Below are 21,440 nucleotides of genomic sequence, written 5' to 3'. Positions count from 1 at the left end.
CTGTCGGATTTTGCGGCTGCTTACTTCTGCAGCTCGGTCCAGATCTTGCTGTAGATCTCCTGGATTTCCGGTGAGCACAGGCGCTGCAGTTCGCCGAGCGACTTGACGTCGGCCGGGATGTTCACTTCCGGCGCATCCTTCATGTCGGCAGGCATGAACTTCTCCGAACCCGCGATGCCGTTGGCGTAGCGGTGGAAGGCCGAGTTCAGCGCGGCGTTTTCCGGATCCATCATGAAGTTCTGGAACAGCTTGGCGTTCTCGACGTTCTTGGCTTCCTTGAGCACGACGACATTGTCGCTCCAGAGGCCATAACCTTCCTTCGGGTAGTTGTAGTGAATGGCCGGATTGGCCAGCCGCTGGCGCAGCGCCGAACCGTTCCAGTCGCTTGTCGCCTTGAAGTCGCCGGCGCCCATCTTCTCGATGGTGTTGTATTCCATCGCGATCCAGTTCGGCTTGGCCGCGACCAGCGTGTCGCGCACCTTCTTCAGCACCGCCTTGTCGTCAGTGCACTGCTGGCCGCCGACATATTTGATGGCAGCAAAGATCACGTCGTTCATCTCTGGAACGACATTGACCTTGCCCTTCAGCTCGTCAGGGGTGTTGAAGATGATGCCCCAGCTGTTGGCCGGCCCCTTGTAGGTGTCGGTGTTGACGACGACGCCGATCGTGCCCCAGGCCCATGGCACAGTGTATTTGCGGCCAGGGTCGAAATCGGGATTGGCCCATTCCGGCGAGACGTTCTTGAAGTTCTCCATCTTGCCCGGATTGGTCTCCTGGATGAGACCTTCCTTGATCCAGACCGGAATGAAGGTCTGCGACGGGATGGCGATGTCGAAGCCGGTGCCGCCCTGGCGCACCTTGGCGAGCGCAGTGTCGTTGGAATCGTAGTCGGTGACGGTGACCTTGACGCTATATTTCTGCTCGAACTTCTTGATCATGTCGGGGCTGATGTAGTTGCCCCAGTTGTAGATGTTGAGCGCGCCCTCGGCACGGGCGAAGCCCGACGAGGCGAGCAGCGCCAGCCCTACGGCTGTGGCGGTGGTCTTCCAGTTCATTGTGTTCTCCCATTATTGCTTTGGTTTTGACCTGGGTTTGGCGTCAGTCGCGTTTCTTGCTGACAAAGAAAAACAACGTGACGATGACGACCGACAGCAGCAGGAACGCCGTCGATATCGCGTTGATCTCGGGCGTGATGCCGCGGCGGATCTGGCCGAGCATGTAGGTGGGCAGCGTGTCCTGTCCACCGGACTTGACGAACTCGGTGATGACGACGTCGTCCAGCGAAATCACGAAGGCCAGCATCAGCCCGGCGAGGATGCCGGGCCACAGCAGCGGCAGCGTCACCCGCCGGAACGCCTGCCACGGCGTGGCGTAGAGATCCGCCGCCGCACGCTCCAGCGACAGGTCCATGTTTTCAAGTCGTGCCCGGATCGGCAGATAAGCGAAGGGGATGCAGAAAGCCGTGTGCGCAGCGATCAGGTAACCCAGGCCCGAATAGCCGGTGAAGATCTTGATGCGCGAGAAGAAGATCAGCAGCGCCACGCCCGTGACGATTTCCGGCACCATCAGCGGCTGGTTGATCATCGCGTATTTGAAGGTCAATCCCGGATAGGGTGGCGTGCGTGTCGTCGCGAGCGCCGCCATCGTGGCCGCGATCGTGGCCAGCGTCGCCGCGATCGCTGCGATCTGGAAGGAGCGCAGTGTGGCGTCGATGACCTGCGCATTCTGCGAGGCGGACTGGAACCATTTCAGCGAGAAGCCGCCCCACTCCGACGTCGATGGCGCCTCGTTGAAGGCATAGACGACCAGCACGATGATCGGCATGTAGAGCGCGACGAAGCAAACGGCGGCGATCGTCGTGAAGCCTGGCTGATGACGGATCGAGAAGCTTTTAGCCATGCCGCGCCTCCTGCGAACCGGCGTTGCGCACATAGACAAGCAACGCCACCATGACGATGAGCATGACGGTGATCGACAGCGCCGAGCCGAGCGGCCAGTTGCGGCCCTGGCCGAACTGCAGCTCAATCAGGTTGGACAGCATCATGTTCTTGCCGCCGCCAAGCACGCTGGGCGTCACATAGGCGCCGATGGCCGGGATGAAGACCAGGATCGAGCCGGCGATGACACCAGGCTTGACCAGCGGGAAGATAATGCGGCGCAGCACCTGCCAGCGCGAGGCGTAGAGATCATAGCCGGCCTCGACCAGTCGGAAGTCGAGCTTTTCCATCGAGGCATAGACCGGCAGCACCATCAGCGGCAGGTAGACATAGGCCATGCCGATCAGGATCGCGACGTCGGTGTACAGGATCTGGATCGGCGCGGAGACGATGCCGAGCTTCATCAGCACTGTATTGACGATGCCTTCGTTGCGGATGATCTGCAGCACCGCGAAGGTGCGGATGAGCAGGTTCGTCCAGAACGGAATGGTGATCAGGAATAGCCACAGGTCGCGCGTCTTTTCGCTGCGCGTCGCCATGAAGTAGGCGGTCGGAAAGCCAATCGCCAGGGTGATGATCGTCGTGACGATCGCAAGTTTCACCGAGCGCCAGAAGATGCTCATATGGGCACCGGCGAGCGACAGCGTGTCGTCGAAGATGTCGCGCTCGAACAGCACCGAGACCCAGGCCTCGGGCGAGAACTGCCACTTCACGTCGCCATAAGAACCGGGCGTCAGGAAGGAATAGACGAGCACGATCGCCAGCGGACCGACCGCGGCGAAGAAGATGGTGAGCATGGCGGGCGCGGAGAGATACCAGCGGTTGCGAATGTCGCGCCGGTCGGCCGCCCTGGCGATTTCCTCGGCGGTGGCCATCAGTCCCTCAACACCTGTGCAGCGTCATTGCTGATCGCGATTCCAGCCTTGTCACCCGTTTCAAAACCGCAGTCCGCGTTGCGCGCATTCTGCTGGCGCACGATGAAGAGGTCATTGCCGCCGTCGAGCCGCACGTGGATATGCGTGTCGGTGCCGAAATAGACGACGTTCTCGACCGTGCCCGAGAGCTCCGCCTTGCCCTTGACCAGCTTGGCGTGTTCGGGTCGAACAACCACGGTGGCTTCTCCCTTCGGCTGGAAACCGTCGGCGACGCTGGCAGTGATGGTGGCGCCCGATTTCAGCGTCGCGCGTGCCTTGCCATTCTCGACACCGGCGATGGAGGCGGTCAGGAAATTCGTCTCGCCGATGAAGTCGGCGACGAAACGGTCGGCCGGCTTGTCATAGATGTCCCATGGGCTACCGACCTGCAGGATCTTGCCTGACGACATCACCGCGATGCGGTCGGACATGGTCAGCGCTTCTTCCTGGTCGTGCGTGACGAAGATGAAGGTGATGCCGGTCTGGTTCTGCAGCCGCTTCAATTCGATCTGCATCTCCTTGCGCAGCTTGTAGTCGAGCGCCGACAGCGGCTCGTCGAGCAGGAGCACTTTCGGCTGCGGCGCCAGAGCGCGAGCCAGCGCAACGCGCTGTTGCTGGCCACCGGAAATCTGGCTGGTGCGCCGCGAGGCCAGATGCTCCATGCGCACCAGCTTCAACATCTCGGCGACACGGGCCTTGATCTCGGTCTTGGGCTTGCGCAGCATCTCCAGACCGAAGCCGATGTTCTCGGCCACCGTCATGTGCGGAAACAGCGCATAGCTCTGGAAAACCGTGTTGACCGGTCGCTTGAACGGCGGCAGCAACGCGATATCGTCACCGTAGAGCAGGATCTCGCCCGCACTCGGATAGTCGAAGCCGGCAATCAGCCGAAGCAGTGTCGTCTTCCCGCAGCCGGAAGGTCCCAGCAGCGTGAAGAACTCGTTCTCCCGGATCGAAACCGAGACCGTGTCCAATGCGGCAACCGCCGCGTCCCCAGTACCGAAGACCTTCCGCACACCGCGGACTTCGATCGCGTTCTTACCCGGTTGTTCCGGCACTCAAGCCCCTCTTTTTTTCTTGGCCCGTCCTCGAAAACAGGCCTTTTCTTCTGGTTTAGATTGTCACCACAAGCCGCCACGCTTGGCAACAATCGGATCGAATATCAGTTCATCGGGCGAAACGAATGTTCACCATCAGGACTGATAGGTAACCTTGCCACCGCAGATGGTCGTGACAGGGCGCACCTCATGCAGCCGTCGCAGTTCAATCGCCTCAACATCCTGCGACAGCACGACGAGATCGGCCATGAACCCTGGCTTCAGCTTGCCCTTGCGCTGTTCCATGAACTCGACATACGCACCTTCCACCGTATAGGCCGCAAGCGACTCCCTCAGCGATAAGCTCTGGTCGGGATCGCCCTCCGCCCATGGCTTGCGCAGCACCGCCGCCTGGACACCACGGATCGGATCGATCGGCGAGACCGGCCAGTCGGACGCAAAGACGACGTGTGCGCCCGCATCCTTCAGGGTGCGCCAGGCATAGCTCAGGGGCCAACGCTCCTTGCCGATACGCGACACGGTCGGCTCCAGCGGAAAATCCATCGCACCCGGCGGATGCGGAGGCTGCATCGAGGCAATCACCCCAAGTTCGGCAAATCGCGGAACATCGGAAGCCGCGACCACCTCGATATGCTCGATGCGGTGGCGGCTCTCGCGCTTGCCATTGGCTTTCGCTGCCGCCTCGTAGCCGTTGAGCACAGCCTGCACGGCGCCGTCACCAATGGAATGCACCGCGATCTGCAGGCCGCGCGCATCGATGGCAACCGCAAGAGCCTTGAACTCCTCCGGCGTGAACAGCGGCTCGCCAACCCAGTCCGGGCGATCGGCATAAGGCTCGATCATCACGGCCGTCCACGAGTCCAGCACACCATCGTAGAAAACCTTGACGATGCCTGACGAAAGCCATTCGCTGTCGTAGCGCTCGGCCATCGCCGAGGCCTTCTCCAGAATGTCGAGTTTCATGAAATTCTTGAAGTGGAAGGGTATCTGCACGCGGCAGGAAAGCCCTTCCTCGGCTTCGATCTCGGCCAGCAGTTCGAGCTGGTAGAGATTGCCATCCATGTTCTGGATCGACGTGATGCCATGCTGGGCACACCACGCCAGGCCGCGCCGCATGATATCGCGGTCGGCGGCTCGCTGCTCAGGCGTCGGTGCGGGATCCGGCTCGCCGCCGGTCGACAAGCCGAGCCGCACGCGCTCCTCGCCGGCCAATGCCAGCACAGGCCCAAACGCCTCCCCTTCCCGCAATTCGCCTTCGGCCAGTCCGTCTTCACCCATGACGATCTCATTGCCCGGACCAAGCGCCCGGCCATGCAGAATTCCGGCGGCTTCGAGCGCCCTGGTGTTGGCCCACATCGTATGATGATCGGGAGCGGCCATGCAGAACGGTCGGTCAGGCAGGATCGCATCGAGATGATGCCGTGTCACCCGCTCCTCGCCGAGGATGGTGTAGTCGGCGCTCTGCGCGACCAGCATCGGCGCATCCGGCCGGGACGCGGCATAGGCAAGGACCGCCTCCTTGAGCGCGTCGAAGCCGTGAACGCCGGCAAGCTGCAGATGCGCCAGTTCGGCCGCACCAGAGAAGAGATGCATATGTGCTTCGATGAAGCCGGGAAGCACCGAACCGCCCTTGGCATCGATGATTTTGGTGGCAGGGCCCTTCAGGGCTTCGACAACAGAACGGCTTCCGACCGCGAGGATGGACCCGTTCTTGACGGCAACGGCTTCTGCGACGGGACTGTCGTCATCCATGGTCAGCACACGGCCGTTTACGACGATCAGATCGGCTTGATGAACCGCACCAGTGACAGACATCGCGACTCCGCGCTTTTGACTGACCAAGACCGCCTCGACTCTGCACTTCACACATGGCCATCCCGCAGGGACGGCGTGATCGGACAGAAATTGATGCCAGTCCGCCGCCTCCGGAATTCCCCTTAGTTTCCCTAAAGACAGCGTGGAGAAAAAATGCGACTATTTATTCGCGTTTGTCAATATGTGGATTCTGCGATGCCTTGTGGACAGCACCCCACGCGTATGCTGAGAGCGGATGGGAAACGAGGAATTCAAGCGGTGAAGCGCGAGCTCAAACGCAAAACCAGGATAGCGCTGGAGCCGCGCAAGCAACCGAGGCAGGAACGGTCGAGCAAGGTCGTCGACCGGATTCTCGATGCCGCCCTGATACTGACGCGGGAGCAGGGAACAGGGACACCGACAACGCTCGCCATTGCGCAGCGCGCAGGCCTGTCTGTCGGCTCGGTCTATCAATATTACCCCAACAAGGAAGCCATTCTTCTCGACCTCGCCCGGCGTTGGCTGGGGGCATTCCCCGAAGTGATCGAAAAGCGCACCAAAGTTCCGCGCCCGACGACCCGCGATGCGTTTCAGCGTGAAGTGCGGGAACTCTTCATCGACACATCGAGACTTTATCTCGAAAATGCCAGCCTGATGCCGGTCATCGAAGCCATTACGGGCAACCCGGATCTGAGACCGATCCAGAACGAATATGACGAGCAGATTATCGCACTCTATGCGGCCTGGCTGCGCCATGTGAATCCGGCCCTGCAGGAAGAGGTCGCCAACCGGCTAGGCGTTGTGATGATGGAGGTCGGGCACGTCTGCCGCCTTGTCGGTCTCAAGAAAGATCGCAGGACCTTTGATCTGCTTGAGGACGACGTCGAGACCATGTGGATCGCTCTCGTCACCCCTTATCTCGACCTCGACTAACCATTCCAGGGAAGGAACTTTATGAAGACTGTCTATTCGCCGCTTCATGCCGGCCATGCCGGCACGATGGAGCTGATGTCGGGAGCGATCGTACCCGGCTTCGAAAAGCCGTCGCGCGCCGAAATCATCAAGGCGCGCGTCGAAAGCGAAAAGCTCGGCCCGATCATGGCGCCGGAGCTGCATGACCTCGCCGCAGCCAAGCGCATCCACAAGGCCGACTACATCGACTTCCTGCCGACAGTCTATCCAGAATGGGAAAAACTTGGCCGCTCCGGTTCGGCCATTCCCTACACCTGGCCGACCCGCGGCCTGCGTGGCGATGTCGTGCCCGATACCATCGACGCCAGGCTGGGTTATTATTCCTTCGATGCCGGCGCGCCTTTCGTCAAAGGTACATGGGAAGCGATCAAGTCGTCCTATGATGTCGCCCTCACCGCCGCCAAACTGGTCAAGAATGGCGAACCAGCAGCCTTCGCGCTTTGCCGTCCGCCTGGACACCACGCCGGCGCGGGCTTCATGGGCGGCTACTGCTACATCAACAACGCTGCTGTCGCCGCACAGTGGTTCCGCGACCAGGGCGCCAGGCGCGTCGCGATCCTCGACGTCGACTATCACCACGGCAACGGCACGCAGGAGATTTTCTACTCCCGGGCCGACGTGCAGGTGCTGAACCTGCACGGCGATCCGATGGTCGAGTATCCCTACTTCCTCGGCCATGCCGACGAGCACGGAGAAGGTGCCGGCGAAGGTTACAACGTCAACTACCCTCTCCCCTTCGGAACAAGCTGGGAAGCCTGGAATGCCGCTCTGGACGATGCCTGCTCAAAACTCACGGCTTACGGTCCAGACGTCGTCGTCGTTTCGCTCGGCGTCGACACCTTCGAGAAGGATCCGATCAGCCAGTTCAAACTCAAGAGCAGCGACTATCCCAAGATCGGCGCCCGGATAGCCAGGCTGAACCTGCCCACGCTGTTCGTCATGGAAGGCGGCTATGCCGTCGACGAAATCGGCGTGAACGCGGTCGGCGTTCTGACCGGTTTCGAGGGACGTTAAGACCTCCTTCGGCTCGCCGGCAGGGGCAATTCCAGGAAAGTGTGTGACGGTTTTCCGTGCGGAATTGCGTAGGAACAACGGGTAGGGCGTTTCCGTGAAAAACGGAAACGCTCTACGACTGGCAAGGTATTTTTCGAGCCCCGAAATGCCGCAAATGCAAGGCCTGAGTCGGGTTTGCGAGTCCCCTGAATCGTAATCTGTCAATTCCTGTTTGAAGTCAGATTCATCAACCGCTAAATTAAACCCGAATCAGCCGTTCCACGGGGGCACGGCAAACCTTCTAAAGTCCTGTTGTACCGGAGTTTTCCGGCGCAAGACGCGATGGGTTTCGCGTTCCCTGCCGGATTCGGCCGATAGGCGCCGTTGTGCGCCAAGAGTGTGTTTTAGGTGAATGTGACGCGTACCGGCGTCCGGCGCTGCTGAACCAGCACCGGGCATAAGAAGTGATTCTGGCCTGAAGACTATGACAGCCTTTGCAGCGCCTATAGCTTCCGACATGATCGGAACACGTCTGGCCACTCGCGCGGACCTGACAGGGTTTCTCACCCAACTCTCCGACGAGATCGGTGCCGACAGCTACATGCTGGTGGCGATCATCCATGACGAGGAACGCAACGATGCCCGTATCGTCGCGTCCAACTGGTTGTATGACGCGATCGAATTGATCGGCAAACACCTGATCGCCGCGCTGGCTCATGGTCCGCTCACCTCCCCCCCAGGCAATCGGCCGCGCGCACTCGTTGCATCTCATGCAGAGACCGCGGCGGGGCTGCTCAGTGGCGAGGAAGCCAAGCTGCTCGATGTGCTGGGGCATGCGGAACTCTATTCGCTACGCCTCGACATCGGCCGGCAGCGCCTTTTCCTGCTGTTTTCCGCGTCCGAGGCCGGCTCCATTCAGCAGGATGTCCTCAACCGGGCTCAACTGAAGTGCTGCTACGCACTTTCGCAAGTGCCACAGCTTCTCGCCACCGCAGCGTTGCAGGACCCACTTTCGGACCGTGAGCGCGAATGCCTGTTCTGGGTTTCGGAAGGCAAGACGACCGAGGAGGTTGCTGTCATCCTCGGCGTCTCCGCCAACACGGTCAACAGTTACATCACCCACGCCATCCAGAAGTTCTCCGCTTCCAACCGGGCAATGGCAATTGCGACCGCGATCAGGAGCGGCATCATTTGACACACGCTCGCGCACACGAGATCAGCGAGGATCCATTCTTCGCACATCGCAATCCGTTCGGCGCTGCCGCAGCGAACTCCGACCTCTTCACCGTCACCATTCCTGATGCCGTGCGGCGCTGTCGTTGGATCGCCATGGACATCAATGCCAGCGCATTCGGACTGTATTTCGTCTCGCCATCGGCTGACCGGCCGCGGTTGGTGCCGTGTTTCGATTCCGACTATCCAGGCATGGCCGGAGCAGCGCGCAACATCTCCACAGCGGCCGGCGAAGACATCATTCAGCATGTGCGCCATTCCACCGGTCCGCGATTCTGGTCGACCGAAAACGACCTGAGCCCCGAAGCCGCGAGCACTTTCCCCTGGATCGAACGCACGGCTGCTCTCGTTCCCGACACGACCGGAATAGCCTTTCCGGTTCACGCAGAGCGCGGCCAGAGCGGCTTGGTGGTTTTCTTCGGCGCAAACGTCACGCCTCGGCTAGGCGATACCATCTACGACATCCACGCTCGCTGCTTCACCTTGTTCGATGCCGTGTCCCGGATCCGACCTGGAGACACCGGCCGGGCAAAAGCCATGTCGAAACGCGAACTGGAATGCCTGAAGCTCACCGCCAATGGCTATACCAGCGAGGAAATCGCACGGCTTTTGAAACTGTCCGTCCACACCGCCAACCAGTATCTCACCCAGTCGGCGCAAAAACTGGATGCGGTGAACCGTACGCAGGCCGTTGCGAAGGCCTTGCGTTTGGGCCTTATCGACTGAACCTGTCTTATCCTATCGGCTCGGAACGCCGGATACGGGCGCCTTCCAGCATGGCCTCCAGCAACTCGGTGTTGCGGGTCGGATCTTCGTCCGGTTTCTCGAACGAGATGTAGTTCAAGACCACCGAAGCTTCGTTTTCCGTCAGCGTGAGCTGGAAATAGACCGTCACGCCGCGCGGCCTCAGTTCGAGGTCGAGCACGATGCGCGGCGAACCGCTCCAGTCAACATGTGCCTCGCCGCCATTGCCAAGCCGCAGGGTGCCCGGCACGAAGAACAGTTCGGATGCTGAATCCACCAGGTCCGACAGGCAGGCGAAATGCTCGAGCCGGATGAAGGCGATGTAGTCGGCGACATCGATGAGCCTGAGTTCGGCCACCACCTGTTCGATGGCACGGGCTACGATGACTTCGCGCGAAAGTGTGTGCGGCTGTCGATTCATGAGGTCCGTCGGCGCTCTGCCTTTTTCGAGTAAACGATGCGTACCAGCTCGGCCACTGCTTGGTAAAATTGTGACGGGATGACGCTATCAACCGAAACTTGCTTGTACATGGAGCGAGCAAGCGCGACGTCCTCGAAAACGGGAATATTGTGCTCGCGCGCGATTTCGCGAATACGCAACGCCACCAGGTCCTGTCCCTTGGCAAGCACCACCGGCGCCGCATCCTGATCGCGGACATAGCGCAGTGCGATCGAGAAATGGGTTGGGTTGGCAATCACGAGTGTGGCGTTGGGCACCGCAGTCATCATGCGCCGCCTTGCCCTGTCGCGCGCCAGAGAGCGCAACCGCGACTTGACGATCGGATCGCCTTCCGACTGCTTCAACTCGTCCTTCACTTCCTGCTTGCTCATCCTCAGGTCGCGTCGCCAATGGAACCGCGACCAGACAAAGTCGGCGGCGGCGATGACCGTCATGACGAAAACGATTGCCACAAGGATCTGGATGGCGATCGAGCGTATGACCAGGCCGAACTCGACGGGACCGGTGATCATGCCGTTGAGCAGCCTGCGATGATCCTGCGACAGGGTGAAAATGAGTACCGCGACGACGAAGCCGAGCTTGGCCAGCGATTTCAGGAACTCGACGAAACCCTGCAGGCCGAACAGCCGCTTCCAGCCCTGGGCGAGCGAAATGCGTGACCATTGCGGCCGGATCCGCTCGCCGACGAACTGTGGAACATTTTGGAATACCGAGGCAGCGACGCCTGCAATCACCAGCAGCACCAGCAGTGCGACCACCGCGCGGCCGATTTCGGCCATCACCATTCCATAAAGATGGATCACGTCGGTCTCGGTATCGATCGACCAGGATTCCGGCCTCTCGAGAAACGATGCCAGGAAGACGCTGAGGTTTACCGTAGCCTCGCGAGCGTAAAAGACCGCGAAGACAAGGATGGCCACAAAGGAGGTTAACAGCGCCGCCTCTTTGGAGTGAGGCAGCTTGCCCTTCTCCATCGTGTCGCGGATCTTCTTCTCTGTCGGTTCCTCTGTTTTGGAATCCTTGTCGTCGGCTTCCGCCATGCCGCGCCCGCCGGACTAGCGCTGGTCAGGCTGCATCGGCAGCGCTCTGCGCCGCCGGCAGTTCGAACGCGCCTTCTCGTGCAAGGCGCACCGTCGAAGCCGCAACATTCTTGCGCGCCGCCATGATGTCGGCCAGCGGAACGCCTTCCGACCCCTGGCTGAGTTCCGCTTCGATCATGCGGCGCGAGCGCTGGCCGATCGAGGACAGTACGGCTTCGGTGAGCGCCGGCGTGGCGCCACGCAGGGCGAGCGTGACCACCTCGCTCGACAAGCCGTCGAAAACAAGAACGCGTGCTTTCTGCGTAAGCAGGGGCAGATCGTCGAAGTTGAAGATACGCGCGCGTACGCCGTCGAGATCGGGCGTGCCGGCCGCCTCCAGATCCTGCATCGTCTCGTCGAGCTGGGTCTTGTCCATTTCATTGAGCAGGCTGGCAACGCGGATCTGGCCTGCCGTCGTATCCTTCGATGATGTTTCGGCCAACACACGTGCACGAAGCTGGCTCTCAACGATCTTCGTCGCCGTTTCCGGGATCACGGTCATCGTCACCATGCGCCGCAGGATCTCGCTGCGCAGTTGTTTGTCCAGGGTGAGCAGCACTGCCGACGCCGGCTGAGGCGCCAGCATTGAAAGGACCGCCGCTGAAGTCTGCGGATGTTCTCCAGCAAGGAAGCTGCCCAACCGCTGCGGTTCCAGCCTCTCCAGTTGCGGCCATATCGACGGGGGGCCGGCCGGCTCCGCTTCCGCCTTCTTGCCGCTCATGATGGCGTCGACTTCCTCAGGCGACAGCGACTCGTTGAGAATCGTGTCCATCTTGTCCGCGGAATCGAGCAAGCCTGCCCCTTCCGTGAATTCCGCCTCGAATTCTGCGACGACGCGTTCCAGGTCGGCTTGCGGAATGGTTCGCAGCAGGCGCGCCGCCTCGATCAGCGCCTTGAGTTCTTCCTGCTTGAAGAACTTCAGCAGCTTGCTCGCTGAAGGCTTTCCCATCGCAACCAGGATTGCGGCAGCCTTCTGTGCACGGGTCAGCGTCAGCGGCGTGCTCATCCCCTCATCCTCGCTGCTTGCCTGCCAGGTCGCATGGTCAACCGTTCTTTTTGGCCGCGACGATTTCGGTCAGGCGAATGCCAAACCGCGACGGATCGTTTTCAAGGACCGTGATTTCACCGCGCGCAATGCGACGACCGTTGACGACAACGTCGACCGGTTCGCCGATGCGACGGTTCAGCGCCACCGTCGATCCCTTCTGCAGACCCATCAGGTCGGATACCTGCATCTCGGCGCTGCCAAGCACGATCTGGACGTCAACCGGGATGTTGAGGATGACACCAGGATTGGTCGCGGTTGCGTCGCGTGCCGGCGTGCCGGCACGCTGCTCTTCCTCCTGCAGCACACCGCGCAATTCCTCGATCGCACGGTTGAGCTGATCGTCCGAGGCTTCGAGGTCGGCTTCCGGGTTGGTCTTGCTCATGCGTCGTCTCCAAATAGTCCCGGCATCAGCCGGGCATCAACCCGTCGATGAAGTCCTGGCCCGCATCAAAGGGTTGCTTGATACGAACCGTATAGTTCTGGCCGAGTTTGCCGAACTCGCAGACAAACAGCGTCTTGTTGCGCGCGGACAGCTGCGCCTGTCCCTGCGCATTTTCCTCGATATCGAGGACCTGCCCGACGTGCAGCCGCGCGAGATCGCCCAAGGTCATCCTTGCCAGCGGCATCGTCGCTTCGAGAGTGACAGCCGAACGCATCACCTCTTCGGAAAAGCGTTCGTGCCACTCGGTCTGCGACGACGTCTCCTCTTCAGTCCCGCCATTGCGCTGCACCAGAAGCACGCGCTGCGGGATCATCACCGTGATCGTGCCGCTCTCCGTCGGCGTCGACAGACCGAAGACAAGACGCACGGCCGCGCCGTCACGCAAGACACGACGTCTGGCTTCCTGGCCAGACATGGCGCGTGGAACCGGGAAACGCAGATCGAGTGAACGCTTGCCCGATCCGTTCAGCGCCTGCGCGATCTCTTCGAAAACCAGGGTAGCCACTTCGGCTTCCAACGGCGACAGGTCGCGCTCGATCGGCGAGATCGCGGCTTCCGGATCTCCACCGAAGAGAGCAGAGACCATCACGGCGACGGCCTGTGCATCCATCACCATCGTCAGCGCGTCGGACGAAACGGTCGAGGGCGCGACTGTCATGGCGAAATTGTCACCGGCATGCGACCGCGCCTGGGTGGTACGGGAAACCTCGACTGCACGCAGGTCGATTGTCACCTGTGCGCCGATCTCGCCGGAAAGACGCTTCTGCAATGGGGAGACAATGCGTTCGCCCATCGAGCGGCCGGCACCGATCACATGCGACGCTTCCCCGCTGTCGCCGACCAGACGCTCGATTACCAGCGCACGGCTGTCATCCATCGTGGCAAGGCCGCTCATGACGCCATCACATCGTTGCTCTTACAGGCCATGCTTACGCCGCCTTCTTGTCCGCGGCACCGGTGCTCAGCGTGCTCTGTTCAACGGCGTCGATGGACGGGCGATCATAAGACGAGATCGTCTTGCGGCCAAACTCGATGGCAACCTGGGGCAGCGACCCGTTCATGTAGGCAAGCAGCGTCTGCTTTACGATGATGTAAAGCCGGTTCTTCTTCTCGCGCACCATCTTGATCTTGGTGGCGATCGGGCCAACCACGGCATAGGAGAGGAAGATGCCCAGGAAGGTGCCGACAAGCGCCGCACCGATGAGCCCCCCAGGATTTCAGGCGACTGGTCGAGTGCACCCATCGCCTTCACCACGCCCAGCACCGCCGCGACGATGCCGAGTGCCGGCAGGCCGTCACCAACGGCAACCATCGCGTGATAGGGCTTCAGCTTGTCGGCCTTGATGGTCTGGATCTCTTCATCCATCAGCGCCTCGATCTCGAACGGACGCGCATTGCCGATGATGATGATGCGGCAATAGTCGCAGATGAAATGCGTGAGATCGTGGTTCTTGAGGACCGTCGGAAATGCCTGGAAGATCGGCGACTCTTCCGGATTGTCGATATGGGCTTCGACCTCGGAACGAGACTTGGAGCGCAGTTCGCGCATCAGCGAGTGCAGGACACCCAGTGTCTCGAGATAGTCCTGCTCCTTCGGTACCGACTGTTTGAAGGCTTCCAGGATGGCTTTGCCCGTATCCTTAACCGTCTTCATCGGGTTGGCGACGAGGAAGCACCCCAACGCCGCGCCGCAGATGATGACGGCTTCCCATGGCTGGATCAGCACCTGCACGTGCCCGCCCATGGCCATGAAGCCGCCGAGGACGCAACCGAGCGTCACCACCAAGCCGATCAAAATGCCCACTGCCGGTCCTTCCGAGATTCAACTGTAGACGGAATAGACGTCGTGCCTTGTGTGAGGCTTGAATCCTGGAGCCGCATCCGCCTCGCTTTTGACAGATGCGATTCAGCCTCGCGCAAGGAAGTTGACCTACTTTAGCATGAACTGCTGCAGCGGGAGGCGTGCGTGAGCACCTATCTGGACTATCAGTTGATCACCAGGGACCTTACCCGGTCGCTTGACCGGACCAGCAAGCAGGTCACGGTCTCGCGCGATACGAAGTACTATCTCGACAACATCGGCAAGGTGAAGTCGATCGATGAATTCCTGAAAAATGACCGCCTTTTCAAATATGCCATGAAGGCCTTCGGCCTCGAAGACATGGCATATGCCAAGGCCTTCATGAAGAAGGCACTCACAGAGGGCATCGACAAGCCGGACTCATTCGCCAACAAGCTGACCGACAAGCGCTACGCCGAGTTCGTCAAGGCCTTCAACTTCGCACGCTATGGCGAGTTGGCCACCACCTACAATGGCGCGCAGCATGACGTGCCGAAGAATTTCTCCCTGCAGGTCGGCATCACTTATACGCAGCAAGGCAGCAGCTTTCTCGAAGGCGAAATCCGTAATTACATCGGCAAGATTTCGAGCGTGAAGTCGATCGACGACCTGATGGGCGATTCCAGGTTGCTGACCATCGCCCTTGGCGCCTTCGGAATCGATGCCAAGAAAGAGACGCCAGAGCGTATCCGCGAAATGCTGGAGGGCGGGGTCAGCAATCCCGACAGCCCGGCCAACAAGCTCGCCGCGGCAGGTGACAAGCGCTACGCCAATTTCGTTACCGCCTTTGATTTCACCCAATTCGGCGCCGACACCACGTCCAAGGACGCTGTTCAGTTTGCCGTGCCCAAGCAGTACATCGCAAACGCCGGGTTTTCCACGATCCTGCAACGGCCGGAATACACCAAGGCCGAAAGCGAGTATTACAAACTCAATATCGGCAAGGTGACGTCGGCCTACGATCTGGTCAATGACAAGCGCCTGCTGAGGGTCGCCATGTCCGCTTTCGGGCTGGACATGGATGCGGAAGATCCGACAGCCATCCGCAAGATGCTGGATGGCGGCATCACCGATCCGAAAAGCCCGGCCAATGTGGCAGGCAAAGCCTATGTCGACTTTGTCACGGCCTTCAATTTTGCCGAGCATGGTCGGGACACGACCACCCGCGATGCCGTCCAGAAGGACACGCTCAAACTATACACCACGAAAAGCCAGATCGGCCTGATCAAGCCCGGCGCCGATTACATCGCCGCCGAAACAGCCTACTACAACGCCAATGTCGTCAAGCTGCGCTCCGTGGACGGCTTGCTGGCCGACAAGCGTCTGTTGAACTACGCGCTGACGGCTTATGGCCTCGACCCCTCCAAGGAAACGCCGGCGCGCATCCGCCAGATGCTTGAAGGCGGCATCACCGATCCGAACAGTCCGGCCAACAAGTCGGGCAGCAAGAACTATATCGCCTTCGTCACCGCCTTCAATTTCGCCCAGTATGGCGAGAAGGCCGTGACCCGTTCGCTGGCGCAACAGCCGGCGACCGACAAGTATGTGCGTCAGACACTCGAAGAAGATGCCGGCAAGACCAATGAAGGCGTGCGGCTGGCACTCTATTTCCAGCGCAAGGCGCCGTCGCTGACCAACTGGTACGAAGTCCTGGCCGACAAGGCGCTTTCGCAGGTGGTGCGCACGGCGTTCGGCCTGCCGGAAGCCTTTGCCAAGGCCGACATCGACAAGCAGGTGAAGCTGTTCGAAAGCAAGTTCAACATCAAGGATTTCGCCGATCCCGTGAAACTCGGCAAGTTCATCACCCGCTACACCACCATGTACGAGCTCGACAATCCGTCATCGCCGCAGATGTCGGCGGCCACGATCCTGTTTGCCCAGCCGACCGCCGCCGGCGTTTCCACCGATCTCCTCTTTGCCATGCAGCGGCTGAAGAAATTCTAGGACCATCATGCAAGATAGCCTTTACGTCTCCCTGTCCTCCCAGATCGCGCTGGAGAAGCGCCTCAACACGATCGCCGACAACGTCGCAAACGCCTCGACCATCGGCTTTCGCGCAACGGGTGTGAAATTCGAGGACGTCGTCTCCGGAACGGGCCAGCGGTCTGTCGCCTTTGCATCCACCGGCGATACTTTCCTTTCCGGTGCCAACGGCGGCATGCAGGAGACAGGCAATCCGTTCGATTTTGCCGTGAAAGGAAACGCCTGGTTCGGCATCCAGACACCGTCGGGCACCATCATGACGCGCGACGGCCGCTTCTCCATGAACCAGAATGGCGAGTTGCTTTCGATCGAAGGGCATCCCGTACTCGACGCAGGCGGCGCCCCGATCCAGCTCGATCCACGCGGTGGACCGCCCAAGGTCGGTGCTGACGGTGCCTTGCGTCAGGGCGACCGCCAGGTCGGCGCCATTGGCCTGTTCACCTTCGACCCTGGCGTGAATTTCACCCGCTACGGCAATTCCGGCATCGTGCCCCCGCGGGCGCCGGAGCCGGTCACCGACCGCTCCGACGTCGGCGTGGCACAAGGTTTCCTCGAAAACTCCAACGTCAATCCGGTCATGGAAATGATGCGACTGATCCAGGTGCAGCGCGCCTTCGAGAATGTCGCGGCGATGGTCCGGCAGGCGGGCAGTTCGACCGACGAGGCGATCAAGACACTCGGTTCGAAGTAATCCACGATGGCTGCCGCCGACCGGTCCCTGATCCGCACCATTGAACGCGATGCAAGGCCTGAGAACCGACTCGCGGTGCTGGAGCATGTCTGGCGTCGTTTCGACAATGACGATGCGATGCTGAAGCGTGGTGGCCTTGTCGCCGAAGTATCGGCGACACACTACAAGGTGCGTGGACTCTCGGATATCGCAAGGCTGGGTGACATTGTCGAACACCGGAGCCGCAGTGGCAATCGCCGCGGCGAAATCGTCCATATCGGCCGCGACGACATTGTTGTCGCGCCCTTCGAACGCAGCCCGGATGCGGGCATAGGCGATACGGTTTTCCGGCGCGGTCCGCTTGCGGTGACGCCGCATGCCTCATGGCGTGGCCGCACCATCGACGCACTCGCGCGTGCCATCGACGGTGGCCCGCCGCTGCTGCGCAAGTCCGAGATCGAATTTCCACACGATGCCACTCCCGGCGCCTTGGCACGTCAACGCGTCGGCACATCCTTCATGACCGGTGTTCGCGTCATCGACATCTTCACCCCGCTCTGCTTCGGCCAGCGCATGGGAGTCTTCGCCGGCTCGGGCGTCGGCAAATCGACGCTGCTCGCGATGCTCGCCGGCGCCGATGCCTTTGATACGGTGGTCGTGGCGCTCGTCGGTGAACGTGGTCGCGAGGTGCGCGAGTTCCTCGAGGACACGATCGGCGCGACGGCAATGGCAAAGACCGTAGCCGTGGTCGCAACCAGCGACGAAAGCGCCATGATGCGGCGGCGCGCCCCCGATACCGCCATGCGCGTCGCCGAACACTTCCGCGACCAGGGCCATCGCGTCCTGCTGGTCCTGAACTCGATCACGCGTTTCGCACATGCCTTGCGTGAAGTGGCGACAGGTACCGGCGAGCCTCCGGTGGCACGCGGCTATCCGGCATCGGTGTTCACCGATCTGCCCAAACTGCTTGAGCGTGCCGGTCCCGGGCTTGAAGGAACCGGCTCGATCACCGCCATCATCTCGGTGCTCGTCGACGGCGATGATCACAACGACCCCGTCGCCGATTCCGTGCGCGGCATTCTCGACGGTCACGTCGTGCTTGATCGTTCGATCGCCGAACAGGGCCGTTATCCACCGGTCAATCCGCTTGCCTCCATTTCGCGTCTCGCCTCGAAAGCCTGGACGCCTGATCAACAAACATTGGTGACAAGGCTGAAGGCGATGATCTCGCGGTTCGAAGACACCCGCGACATCCGCCTGCTCGGTGCCTATCAGGGCGGAGCAGACCCTGAACTCGACATGGCGGTGCGTCAGGTGCCGCTTATTTACGAAGCCCTGACGCAATCACCGAAGGACGGCGCCTCGGCCGATCCCTTCTCGGATCTCGCCCATCATCTGAGAGGCAGGCACAATGCCGATCCGACAGACTGACCTGGAACAGACCGAGGCGCTGCTGCACGAGATGCTTGCGCAGGCAACGGCAGCGGAGAACCGCGCGCGCCCGCGAAACCGCCTGCTGTCCAGGCTGATGAGCCCGCTTTCAAGGCAGGAACGCAAGCGGGCTTCGACGGGCAGATCGAAAAAGACAGTGAAGGCAGAACAGGTAGGCAGCGGCGACGCCCTGGCCGAACTGTTTGCGCCGCCGGATATTACGCCGGAACCCAAGGCTCATTTACCAAATCTAAGCCGACGACCCGCTAGAACCTCCAGAACCGATTTCCCTGATCGGCCCCTGCAATCGAGCGAGCCGTTCCAGAGGATGAAGAAAGATACCCGGCGCAGCGACTTCATCATGGCCGCTTCGGGCGTCATGCTCGGTCTCGTTTGCGCGCTGTTCCCCTGGTACATCTTCTTCAATCCGGAACAGTTTGGCGTACAAGGCATCAAGTTCGGCGGCCGCGGCCAGAACGCTGGACGCATGGTGGTAACGCCGGACGGTAGCGGAACCAATCCGATGCAGGGTCAAGTCGAGGCGCTGGAACCGAACCTCGACATGTCCTTCACCGCCACGCTGCAAAGCCGCCCCCTGGCGCCGGAACAAGTGCCAGGCGTTGAGGAACAGCCTTATCCGGTGGAGGCCGTGGCTTTCCGGCTGGTTCACATAGCCAACGGCCGCGCGATGATTGAGGACAATTCGGGACTGTGGGTCGTGCAAACCGGTTCGACACTGCCGGATTCTTCGCGCGTGAAATCGATTGAACAGCGCGCAGGCAAGTGGGTTCTGGTTACCAACACCGACCGCGTACTCGAAATCTCCAACTAGCGTACCTTCGGGCCTTGCCGCCACGCGCAAGGCCCGCGCAAGACTGGTGTCCTAATTTCCGGTTAACGATCCGGAGATTCCCATGGAGCCCGTCAACCTTTTCAACCTTGCAACCAGACAGTCGCAATGGCTGTCGGTTCGCCAGTCGTCCGTCGCCGGCAACATCGCCAACGCGAATACGCCAGGCTACACCGCCAAAGACGTCGAACCCTTCGAAAAGGTTCTCGACCGCACGGCCGTTCGCCTGAGCGCCACGCAGAGCGGCCATCTTGGCGGTGTCACGGAAGCAGCCTTCGCCGTCAAGCCGCAGGAGCCCACAGGCCCGGCGATGCCGTCCAAGAACACGGTGGTGATGGAAAATGAGCTCATGAAGGCTGGCGAAATTCGCCGTTCGTTCGAGCTCAACACCGCCATCGTGAAAGCCTTCCACACCATGATGATGACCACGATAAAGGGCTGACGCGATGGACGCTCTCACCGCCGCTCTCAAGGTTGCAGCTTCAGGCCTTGGCGCCCAGTCCGAACGCATGCGCGTCGTTTCCGAAAATCTCGCCAACGCACAGTCGACGGGAACCACGCCGGGTGCCGATCCCTATCGTCGCAAGACGATCTCCTTCGTCTCGGAACTTGACCGCGCCTCCGGCGGCTCGACGGTGGAGATCAATTCCATCGCTCAGGACCCATCCGATTTTCCGGTCGAGTTCCAGCCCGGCAACCAGGCTGCTGACGCAAAGGGCTACGTGAAGATGCCCAACGTCAATGTGCTGATTGAAATGGCCGACATGACCGAGGCGAACCGCTCCTACGAAGCGAACCTGCAGGTCGTGAAACAGGCCCGCGATCTTATCTCGATGACCATTGACCTTATGAGGAACCAGTCATGATTGGCGGTATCGGCGCAGTCCAGTTGAAACCCGCCAACGGCGGCTCGGAGACCTCGACAGATCTGTTCGGCGCAACGAGCGCCGCGCCCACCGGCACGCAAGTCGCGTCCACCTTCGCCGAAGCGCTTAACCAGGCGGCGACGAAGACGGTCAACACGCTGCAGAACGCTGAACAGGTTTCCATCCAGGCGCTGAAGGGCGACGTCGATACCCGGCAGGTCGTCGACGCCGTCATGGGTGCGCAGCAGGCGCTCCAGACGACCATCGCCATCCGCGACAAGATCGTCACGGCCTATCTCGAAGTCAGCCGCATGAGCATTTGAGGACGCGCCCGTGAAAGCCCTTGCCATCGCCGCCACCGGCATGAACGCCCAGCAGACCAACCTGGAAGTCATCGCCAACAACATCGCCAACATCAACACGACCGGCTACAAGCGCGCCCGTGCCGAGTTCTCCGACCTGCTTTACCAGGTCGACCGCACGCAGGGCGTACCCGATCGCGGCAACACGTCGATCGTGCCGGAAGGCGTATCGGTCGGCCTCGGCGTGAAGACGAGTGCGGTGCGCAACGTCCACATCCAGGGCAGCTTCACCAACACCGGCAACTCCTATGACCTCGCTCTCGACGGCAAGGGCTGGTTCCAGATTGAAGGTGCTGACGGCCAGACGTTCTACACCCGCGCCGGTACCTTCAACACCAACGCCACCGGGCAGATGGTGACGGTCGACGGCGCGCCGATCGTTCCCGCGATCACCGTGCCGCTCGACACCAAGGAACTCATCATCAACAAGTCGGGTCAGGTCTTTGCCCGGGTCGATGGCCAGCTGGAACTGCAGAACCTGGGCCAGTTGACCATCGCGACCTTCGCCAACGAGGCCGGCCTGGCGCCGCTGGGCGACAACCTGTTCCAGGAAACCGAAGCATCGGGTCCAGCCAATGTCGGCGTTCCGGGCGATCCTGGTTTCGCGACCATCCGCCAGAACTATGTCGAAAACTCCAACGTCGACCCGGTCAAGGAAATCACCGACCTGATTTCCGCGCAGCGCGCCTACGAAATGAATTCCAAGGTCATTCAGGCGGCTGACGAGATGGCCGCGGTTGTCTCCAAGAACATCCGGTAACGAA

General features: G+C 60.9%; 22 protein-coding genes and 1 pseudogene. 12 read left to right on the top strand and 11 right to left on the bottom strand.

All coding sequences use genetic code 11. The annotated features are described in order from the left end of the window. Positions 1-20 precede the first annotated feature (20 nt). The 5 genes from ACFJIU_RS01990 to ACFJIU_RS01970 form a co-directional block, all read right to left on the bottom strand. The gene (locus tag ACFJIU_RS01990) at positions 21-1,055 is read right to left on the bottom strand and encodes an extracellular solute-binding protein (RefSeq protein ID WP_379067035.1); all 1,035 of its coding nucleotides are present in this window, start codon (positions 1,053-1,055) and stop codon (positions 21-23) included. Positions 1,056-1,098: 43 nt separating this feature from the next. Next, the gene (locus ACFJIU_RS01985; protein ID WP_129413561.1) at positions 1,099-1,899 is read right to left on the bottom strand and encodes an ABC transporter permease; all 801 of its coding nucleotides are present in this window, start codon (positions 1,897-1,899) and stop codon (positions 1,099-1,101) included. Further along, on the bottom strand, positions 1,892-2,812 hold the full coding sequence (locus ACFJIU_RS01980) for an ABC transporter permease (RefSeq protein ID WP_379067033.1): 921 nt from the start codon (positions 2,810-2,812) through the stop codon (positions 1,892-1,894). The genes ACFJIU_RS01985 and ACFJIU_RS01980 overlap by 8 nt, the downstream gene beginning before the upstream one ends. Then, entirely contained in the window at positions 2,812-3,909 is a 1,098-nt protein-coding gene (locus tag ACFJIU_RS01975; protein WP_379067031.1) for an ABC transporter ATP-binding protein, read from the bottom strand. Before ACFJIU_RS01975 ends, ACFJIU_RS01980 begins: the two co-directional genes overlap by 1 nt. A gap of 135 nt (positions 3,910-4,044) precedes the next feature. Further along, entirely contained in the window at positions 4,045-5,724 is a 1,680-nt protein-coding gene (locus ACFJIU_RS01970) for an amidohydrolase (protein ID WP_379067029.1), read from the bottom strand. A 258-nt stretch (positions 5,725-5,982) separates the two neighbouring features. Here ACFJIU_RS01970 and ACFJIU_RS01965 point away from each other — a divergent pair, with 258 nt between their 5' ends. From ACFJIU_RS01965 to ACFJIU_RS01950, 4 genes are all read left to right on the top strand, one after another. Next, the gene (locus ACFJIU_RS01965) at positions 5,983-6,636 is read left to right on the top strand and encodes a TetR/AcrR family transcriptional regulator (protein ID WP_379067028.1); all 654 of its coding nucleotides are present in this window, start codon (positions 5,983-5,985) and stop codon (positions 6,634-6,636) included. A 21-nt stretch (positions 6,637-6,657) separates the two neighbouring features. Continuing rightward, positions 6,658-7,689 carry a histone deacetylase family protein gene (locus ACFJIU_RS01960; protein WP_379067026.1) on the top strand — a complete coding sequence of 344 codons (1,032 nt, stop codon included), beginning with the start codon at positions 6,658-6,660 and terminating at the stop codon, positions 7,687-7,689. 463 nt (positions 7,690-8,152) lie between these two features. Beyond that, positions 8,153-8,863, top strand: a complete 711-nt coding sequence (locus ACFJIU_RS01955) for a LuxR C-terminal-related transcriptional regulator (RefSeq protein WP_379067024.1) — start codon at positions 8,153-8,155, stop codon at positions 8,861-8,863. Further along, positions 8,860-9,627, top strand: a complete 768-nt coding sequence (locus tag ACFJIU_RS01950; protein WP_379067022.1) for a response regulator transcription factor — start codon at positions 8,860-8,862, stop codon at positions 9,625-9,627. Before ACFJIU_RS01955 ends, ACFJIU_RS01950 begins: the two co-directional genes overlap by 4 nt. Positions 9,628-9,634: 7 nt before the next feature. Here ACFJIU_RS01950 and ACFJIU_RS01945 read toward each other — a convergent pair whose 3' ends face one another. The 6 genes and pseudogenes from ACFJIU_RS01945 to motA all read right to left on the bottom strand — a co-directional run bounded on the left by ACFJIU_RS01945 (position 9,635) and on the right by motA (position 14,478). Then, positions 9,635-10,066, bottom strand: a complete 432-nt coding sequence (locus ACFJIU_RS01945; RefSeq protein WP_379067020.1) for a hypothetical protein — start codon at positions 10,064-10,066, stop codon at positions 9,635-9,637. Beyond that, complete coding sequence (gene flhB, locus ACFJIU_RS01940) at positions 10,063-11,145, bottom strand: flagellar biosynthesis protein FlhB (RefSeq protein WP_379067018.1); 1,083 nt, start codon at positions 11,143-11,145, stop codon at positions 10,063-10,065. The genes ACFJIU_RS01945 and flhB overlap by 4 nt, the downstream gene beginning before the upstream one ends. A 25-nt stretch (positions 11,146-11,170) precedes the next feature. Further along, a complete protein-coding gene (locus ACFJIU_RS01935; protein ID WP_379067016.1) occupies positions 11,171-12,190 on the bottom strand; it encodes a flagellar motor switch protein FliG in 1,020 nt (339 codons plus the stop codon). Positions 12,191-12,227: 37 nt separating this feature from the next. Beyond that, a complete protein-coding gene (gene fliN / locus ACFJIU_RS01930) occupies positions 12,228-12,614 on the bottom strand; it encodes a flagellar motor switch protein FliN (protein WP_379067015.1) in 387 nt (128 codons plus the stop codon). Positions 12,615-12,639: 25 nt separating this feature from the next. Beyond that, positions 12,640-13,569, bottom strand: coding sequence for a FliM/FliN family flagellar motor switch protein (locus ACFJIU_RS01925; RefSeq protein WP_379067013.1), 930 nt, complete (start codon positions 13,567-13,569; stop codon positions 12,640-12,642). A 34-nt stretch (positions 13,570-13,603) separates the two neighbouring features. Then, positions 13,604-14,478, bottom strand: a pseudogene (gene motA / locus ACFJIU_RS01920) (flagellar motor stator protein MotA). A gap of 162 nt (positions 14,479-14,640) precedes the next feature. On the opposite strand from motA, the gene ACFJIU_RS01915 reads away from it, so the two are divergent. The 8 genes from ACFJIU_RS01915 (at position 14,641) to flgG (ending at position 21,436) form a co-directional block, all read left to right on the top strand. Next, the gene (locus ACFJIU_RS01915) at positions 14,641-16,458 is read left to right on the top strand and encodes a DUF1217 domain-containing protein (RefSeq protein WP_379067011.1); all 1,818 of its coding nucleotides are present in this window, start codon (positions 14,641-14,643) and stop codon (positions 16,456-16,458) included. Between the two features lie 7 nt (positions 16,459-16,465). Further along, complete coding sequence (gene flgF / locus ACFJIU_RS01910; RefSeq protein ID WP_379067009.1) at positions 16,466-17,188, top strand: flagellar basal-body rod protein FlgF; 723 nt, start codon at positions 16,466-16,468, stop codon at positions 17,186-17,188. Between the two features lie 6 nt (positions 17,189-17,194). Continuing rightward, entirely contained in the window at positions 17,195-18,598 is a 1,404-nt protein-coding gene (gene fliI, locus ACFJIU_RS01905; protein ID WP_379067007.1) for a flagellar protein export ATPase FliI, read from the top strand. Between the two features lie 157 nt (positions 18,599-18,755). Next, positions 18,756-19,430 carry a hypothetical protein gene (locus tag ACFJIU_RS01900; RefSeq protein WP_379067005.1) on the top strand — a complete coding sequence of 225 codons (675 nt, stop codon included), beginning with the start codon at positions 18,756-18,758 and terminating at the stop codon, positions 19,428-19,430. A gap of 82 nt (positions 19,431-19,512) precedes the next feature. Next, entirely contained in the window at positions 19,513-19,890 is a 378-nt protein-coding gene (gene flgB / locus ACFJIU_RS01895; RefSeq protein ID WP_379067003.1) for a flagellar basal body rod protein FlgB, read from the top strand. Between the two features lie 4 nt (positions 19,891-19,894). Next, complete coding sequence (gene flgC, locus ACFJIU_RS01890; protein WP_144379177.1) at positions 19,895-20,314, top strand: flagellar basal body rod protein FlgC; 420 nt, start codon at positions 19,895-19,897, stop codon at positions 20,312-20,314. After that, on the top strand, positions 20,311-20,637 hold the full coding sequence (locus ACFJIU_RS01885; RefSeq protein ID WP_379067001.1) for a flagellar hook-basal body complex protein FliE: 327 nt from the start codon (positions 20,311-20,313) through the stop codon (positions 20,635-20,637). The genes flgC and ACFJIU_RS01885 overlap by 4 nt, the downstream gene beginning before the upstream one ends. Before the next feature lie 10 nt (positions 20,638-20,647). Further along, positions 20,648-21,436 carry a flagellar basal-body rod protein FlgG gene (flgG, locus tag ACFJIU_RS01880; protein ID WP_379066999.1) on the top strand — a complete coding sequence of 263 codons (789 nt, stop codon included), beginning with the start codon at positions 20,648-20,650 and terminating at the stop codon, positions 21,434-21,436. The last annotated feature ends 4 nt before the right edge of the window (positions 21,437-21,440 follow it).

It is taken from the genome of Mesorhizobium sp. UC74_2 (assembly GCF_042701485.1).
Taxonomy (GTDB): domain Bacteria; phylum Pseudomonadota; class Alphaproteobacteria; order Rhizobiales; family Rhizobiaceae; genus Mesorhizobium.
The sequence above is the reverse complement of the archived record's forward strand: the minus strand, read 5'-3'. Positions and strand labels throughout refer to the sequence as shown.

What these genes read in the sequence shown, in the direction of transcription:
- ACFJIU_RS01985 (WP_129413561.1), bottom strand. Translation starts at nt 1,899, where the DNA reads ATGGCTAAAAGCTTCTCGATCCGTCATCAGCCAGGCTTCACGACGATC.
- ACFJIU_RS01980 (WP_379067033.1), bottom strand. Translation starts at nt 2,812, where the DNA reads ATGGCCACCGCCGAGGAAATCGCCAGGGCGGCCGACCGGCGCGACATT.
- flgB (WP_379067003.1), top strand. Translation starts at nt 19,513, where the DNA reads ATGGAGCCCGTCAACCTTTTCAACCTTGCAACCAGACAGTCGCAATGG.
- ACFJIU_RS01945 (WP_379067020.1), bottom strand. Translation starts at nt 10,066, where the DNA reads ATGAATCGACAGCCGCACACACTTTCGCGCGAAGTCATCGTAGCCCGT.
- fliN (WP_379067015.1), bottom strand. Translation starts at nt 12,614, where the DNA reads ATGAGCAAGACCAACCCGGAAGCCGACCTCGAAGCCTCGGACGATCAG.
- ACFJIU_RS01935 (WP_379067016.1), bottom strand. Translation starts at nt 12,190, where the DNA reads ATGAGCACGCCGCTGACGCTGACCCGTGCACAGAAGGCTGCCGCAATC.
- flgF (WP_379067009.1), top strand. Translation starts at nt 16,466, where the DNA reads ATGCAAGATAGCCTTTACGTCTCCCTGTCCTCCCAGATCGCGCTGGAG.
- ACFJIU_RS01925 (WP_379067013.1), bottom strand. Translation starts at nt 13,569, where the DNA reads ATGAGCGGCCTTGCCACGATGGATGACAGCCGTGCGCTGGTAATCGAG.
- ACFJIU_RS01970 (WP_379067029.1), bottom strand. Translation starts at nt 5,724, where the DNA reads ATGTCTGTCACTGGTGCGGTTCATCAAGCCGATCTGATCGTCGTAAAC.
- ACFJIU_RS01990 (WP_379067035.1), bottom strand. Translation starts at nt 1,055, where the DNA reads ATGAACTGGAAGACCACCGCCACAGCCGTAGGGCTGGCGCTGCTCGCC.
- flhB (WP_379067018.1), bottom strand. Translation starts at nt 11,145, where the DNA reads ATGGCGGAAGCCGACGACAAGGATTCCAAAACAGAGGAACCGACAGAG.
- ACFJIU_RS01960 (WP_379067026.1), top strand. Translation starts at nt 6,658, where the DNA reads ATGAAGACTGTCTATTCGCCGCTTCATGCCGGCCATGCCGGCACGATG.
- ACFJIU_RS01955 (WP_379067024.1), top strand. Translation starts at nt 8,153, where the DNA reads ATGACAGCCTTTGCAGCGCCTATAGCTTCCGACATGATCGGAACACGT.
- flgC (WP_144379177.1), top strand. Translation starts at nt 19,895, where the DNA reads ATGGACGCTCTCACCGCCGCTCTCAAGGTTGCAGCTTCAGGCCTTGGC.
- ACFJIU_RS01885 (WP_379067001.1), top strand. Translation starts at nt 20,311, where the DNA reads ATGATTGGCGGTATCGGCGCAGTCCAGTTGAAACCCGCCAACGGCGGC.
- fliI (WP_379067007.1), top strand. Translation starts at nt 17,195, where the DNA reads ATGGCTGCCGCCGACCGGTCCCTGATCCGCACCATTGAACGCGATGCA.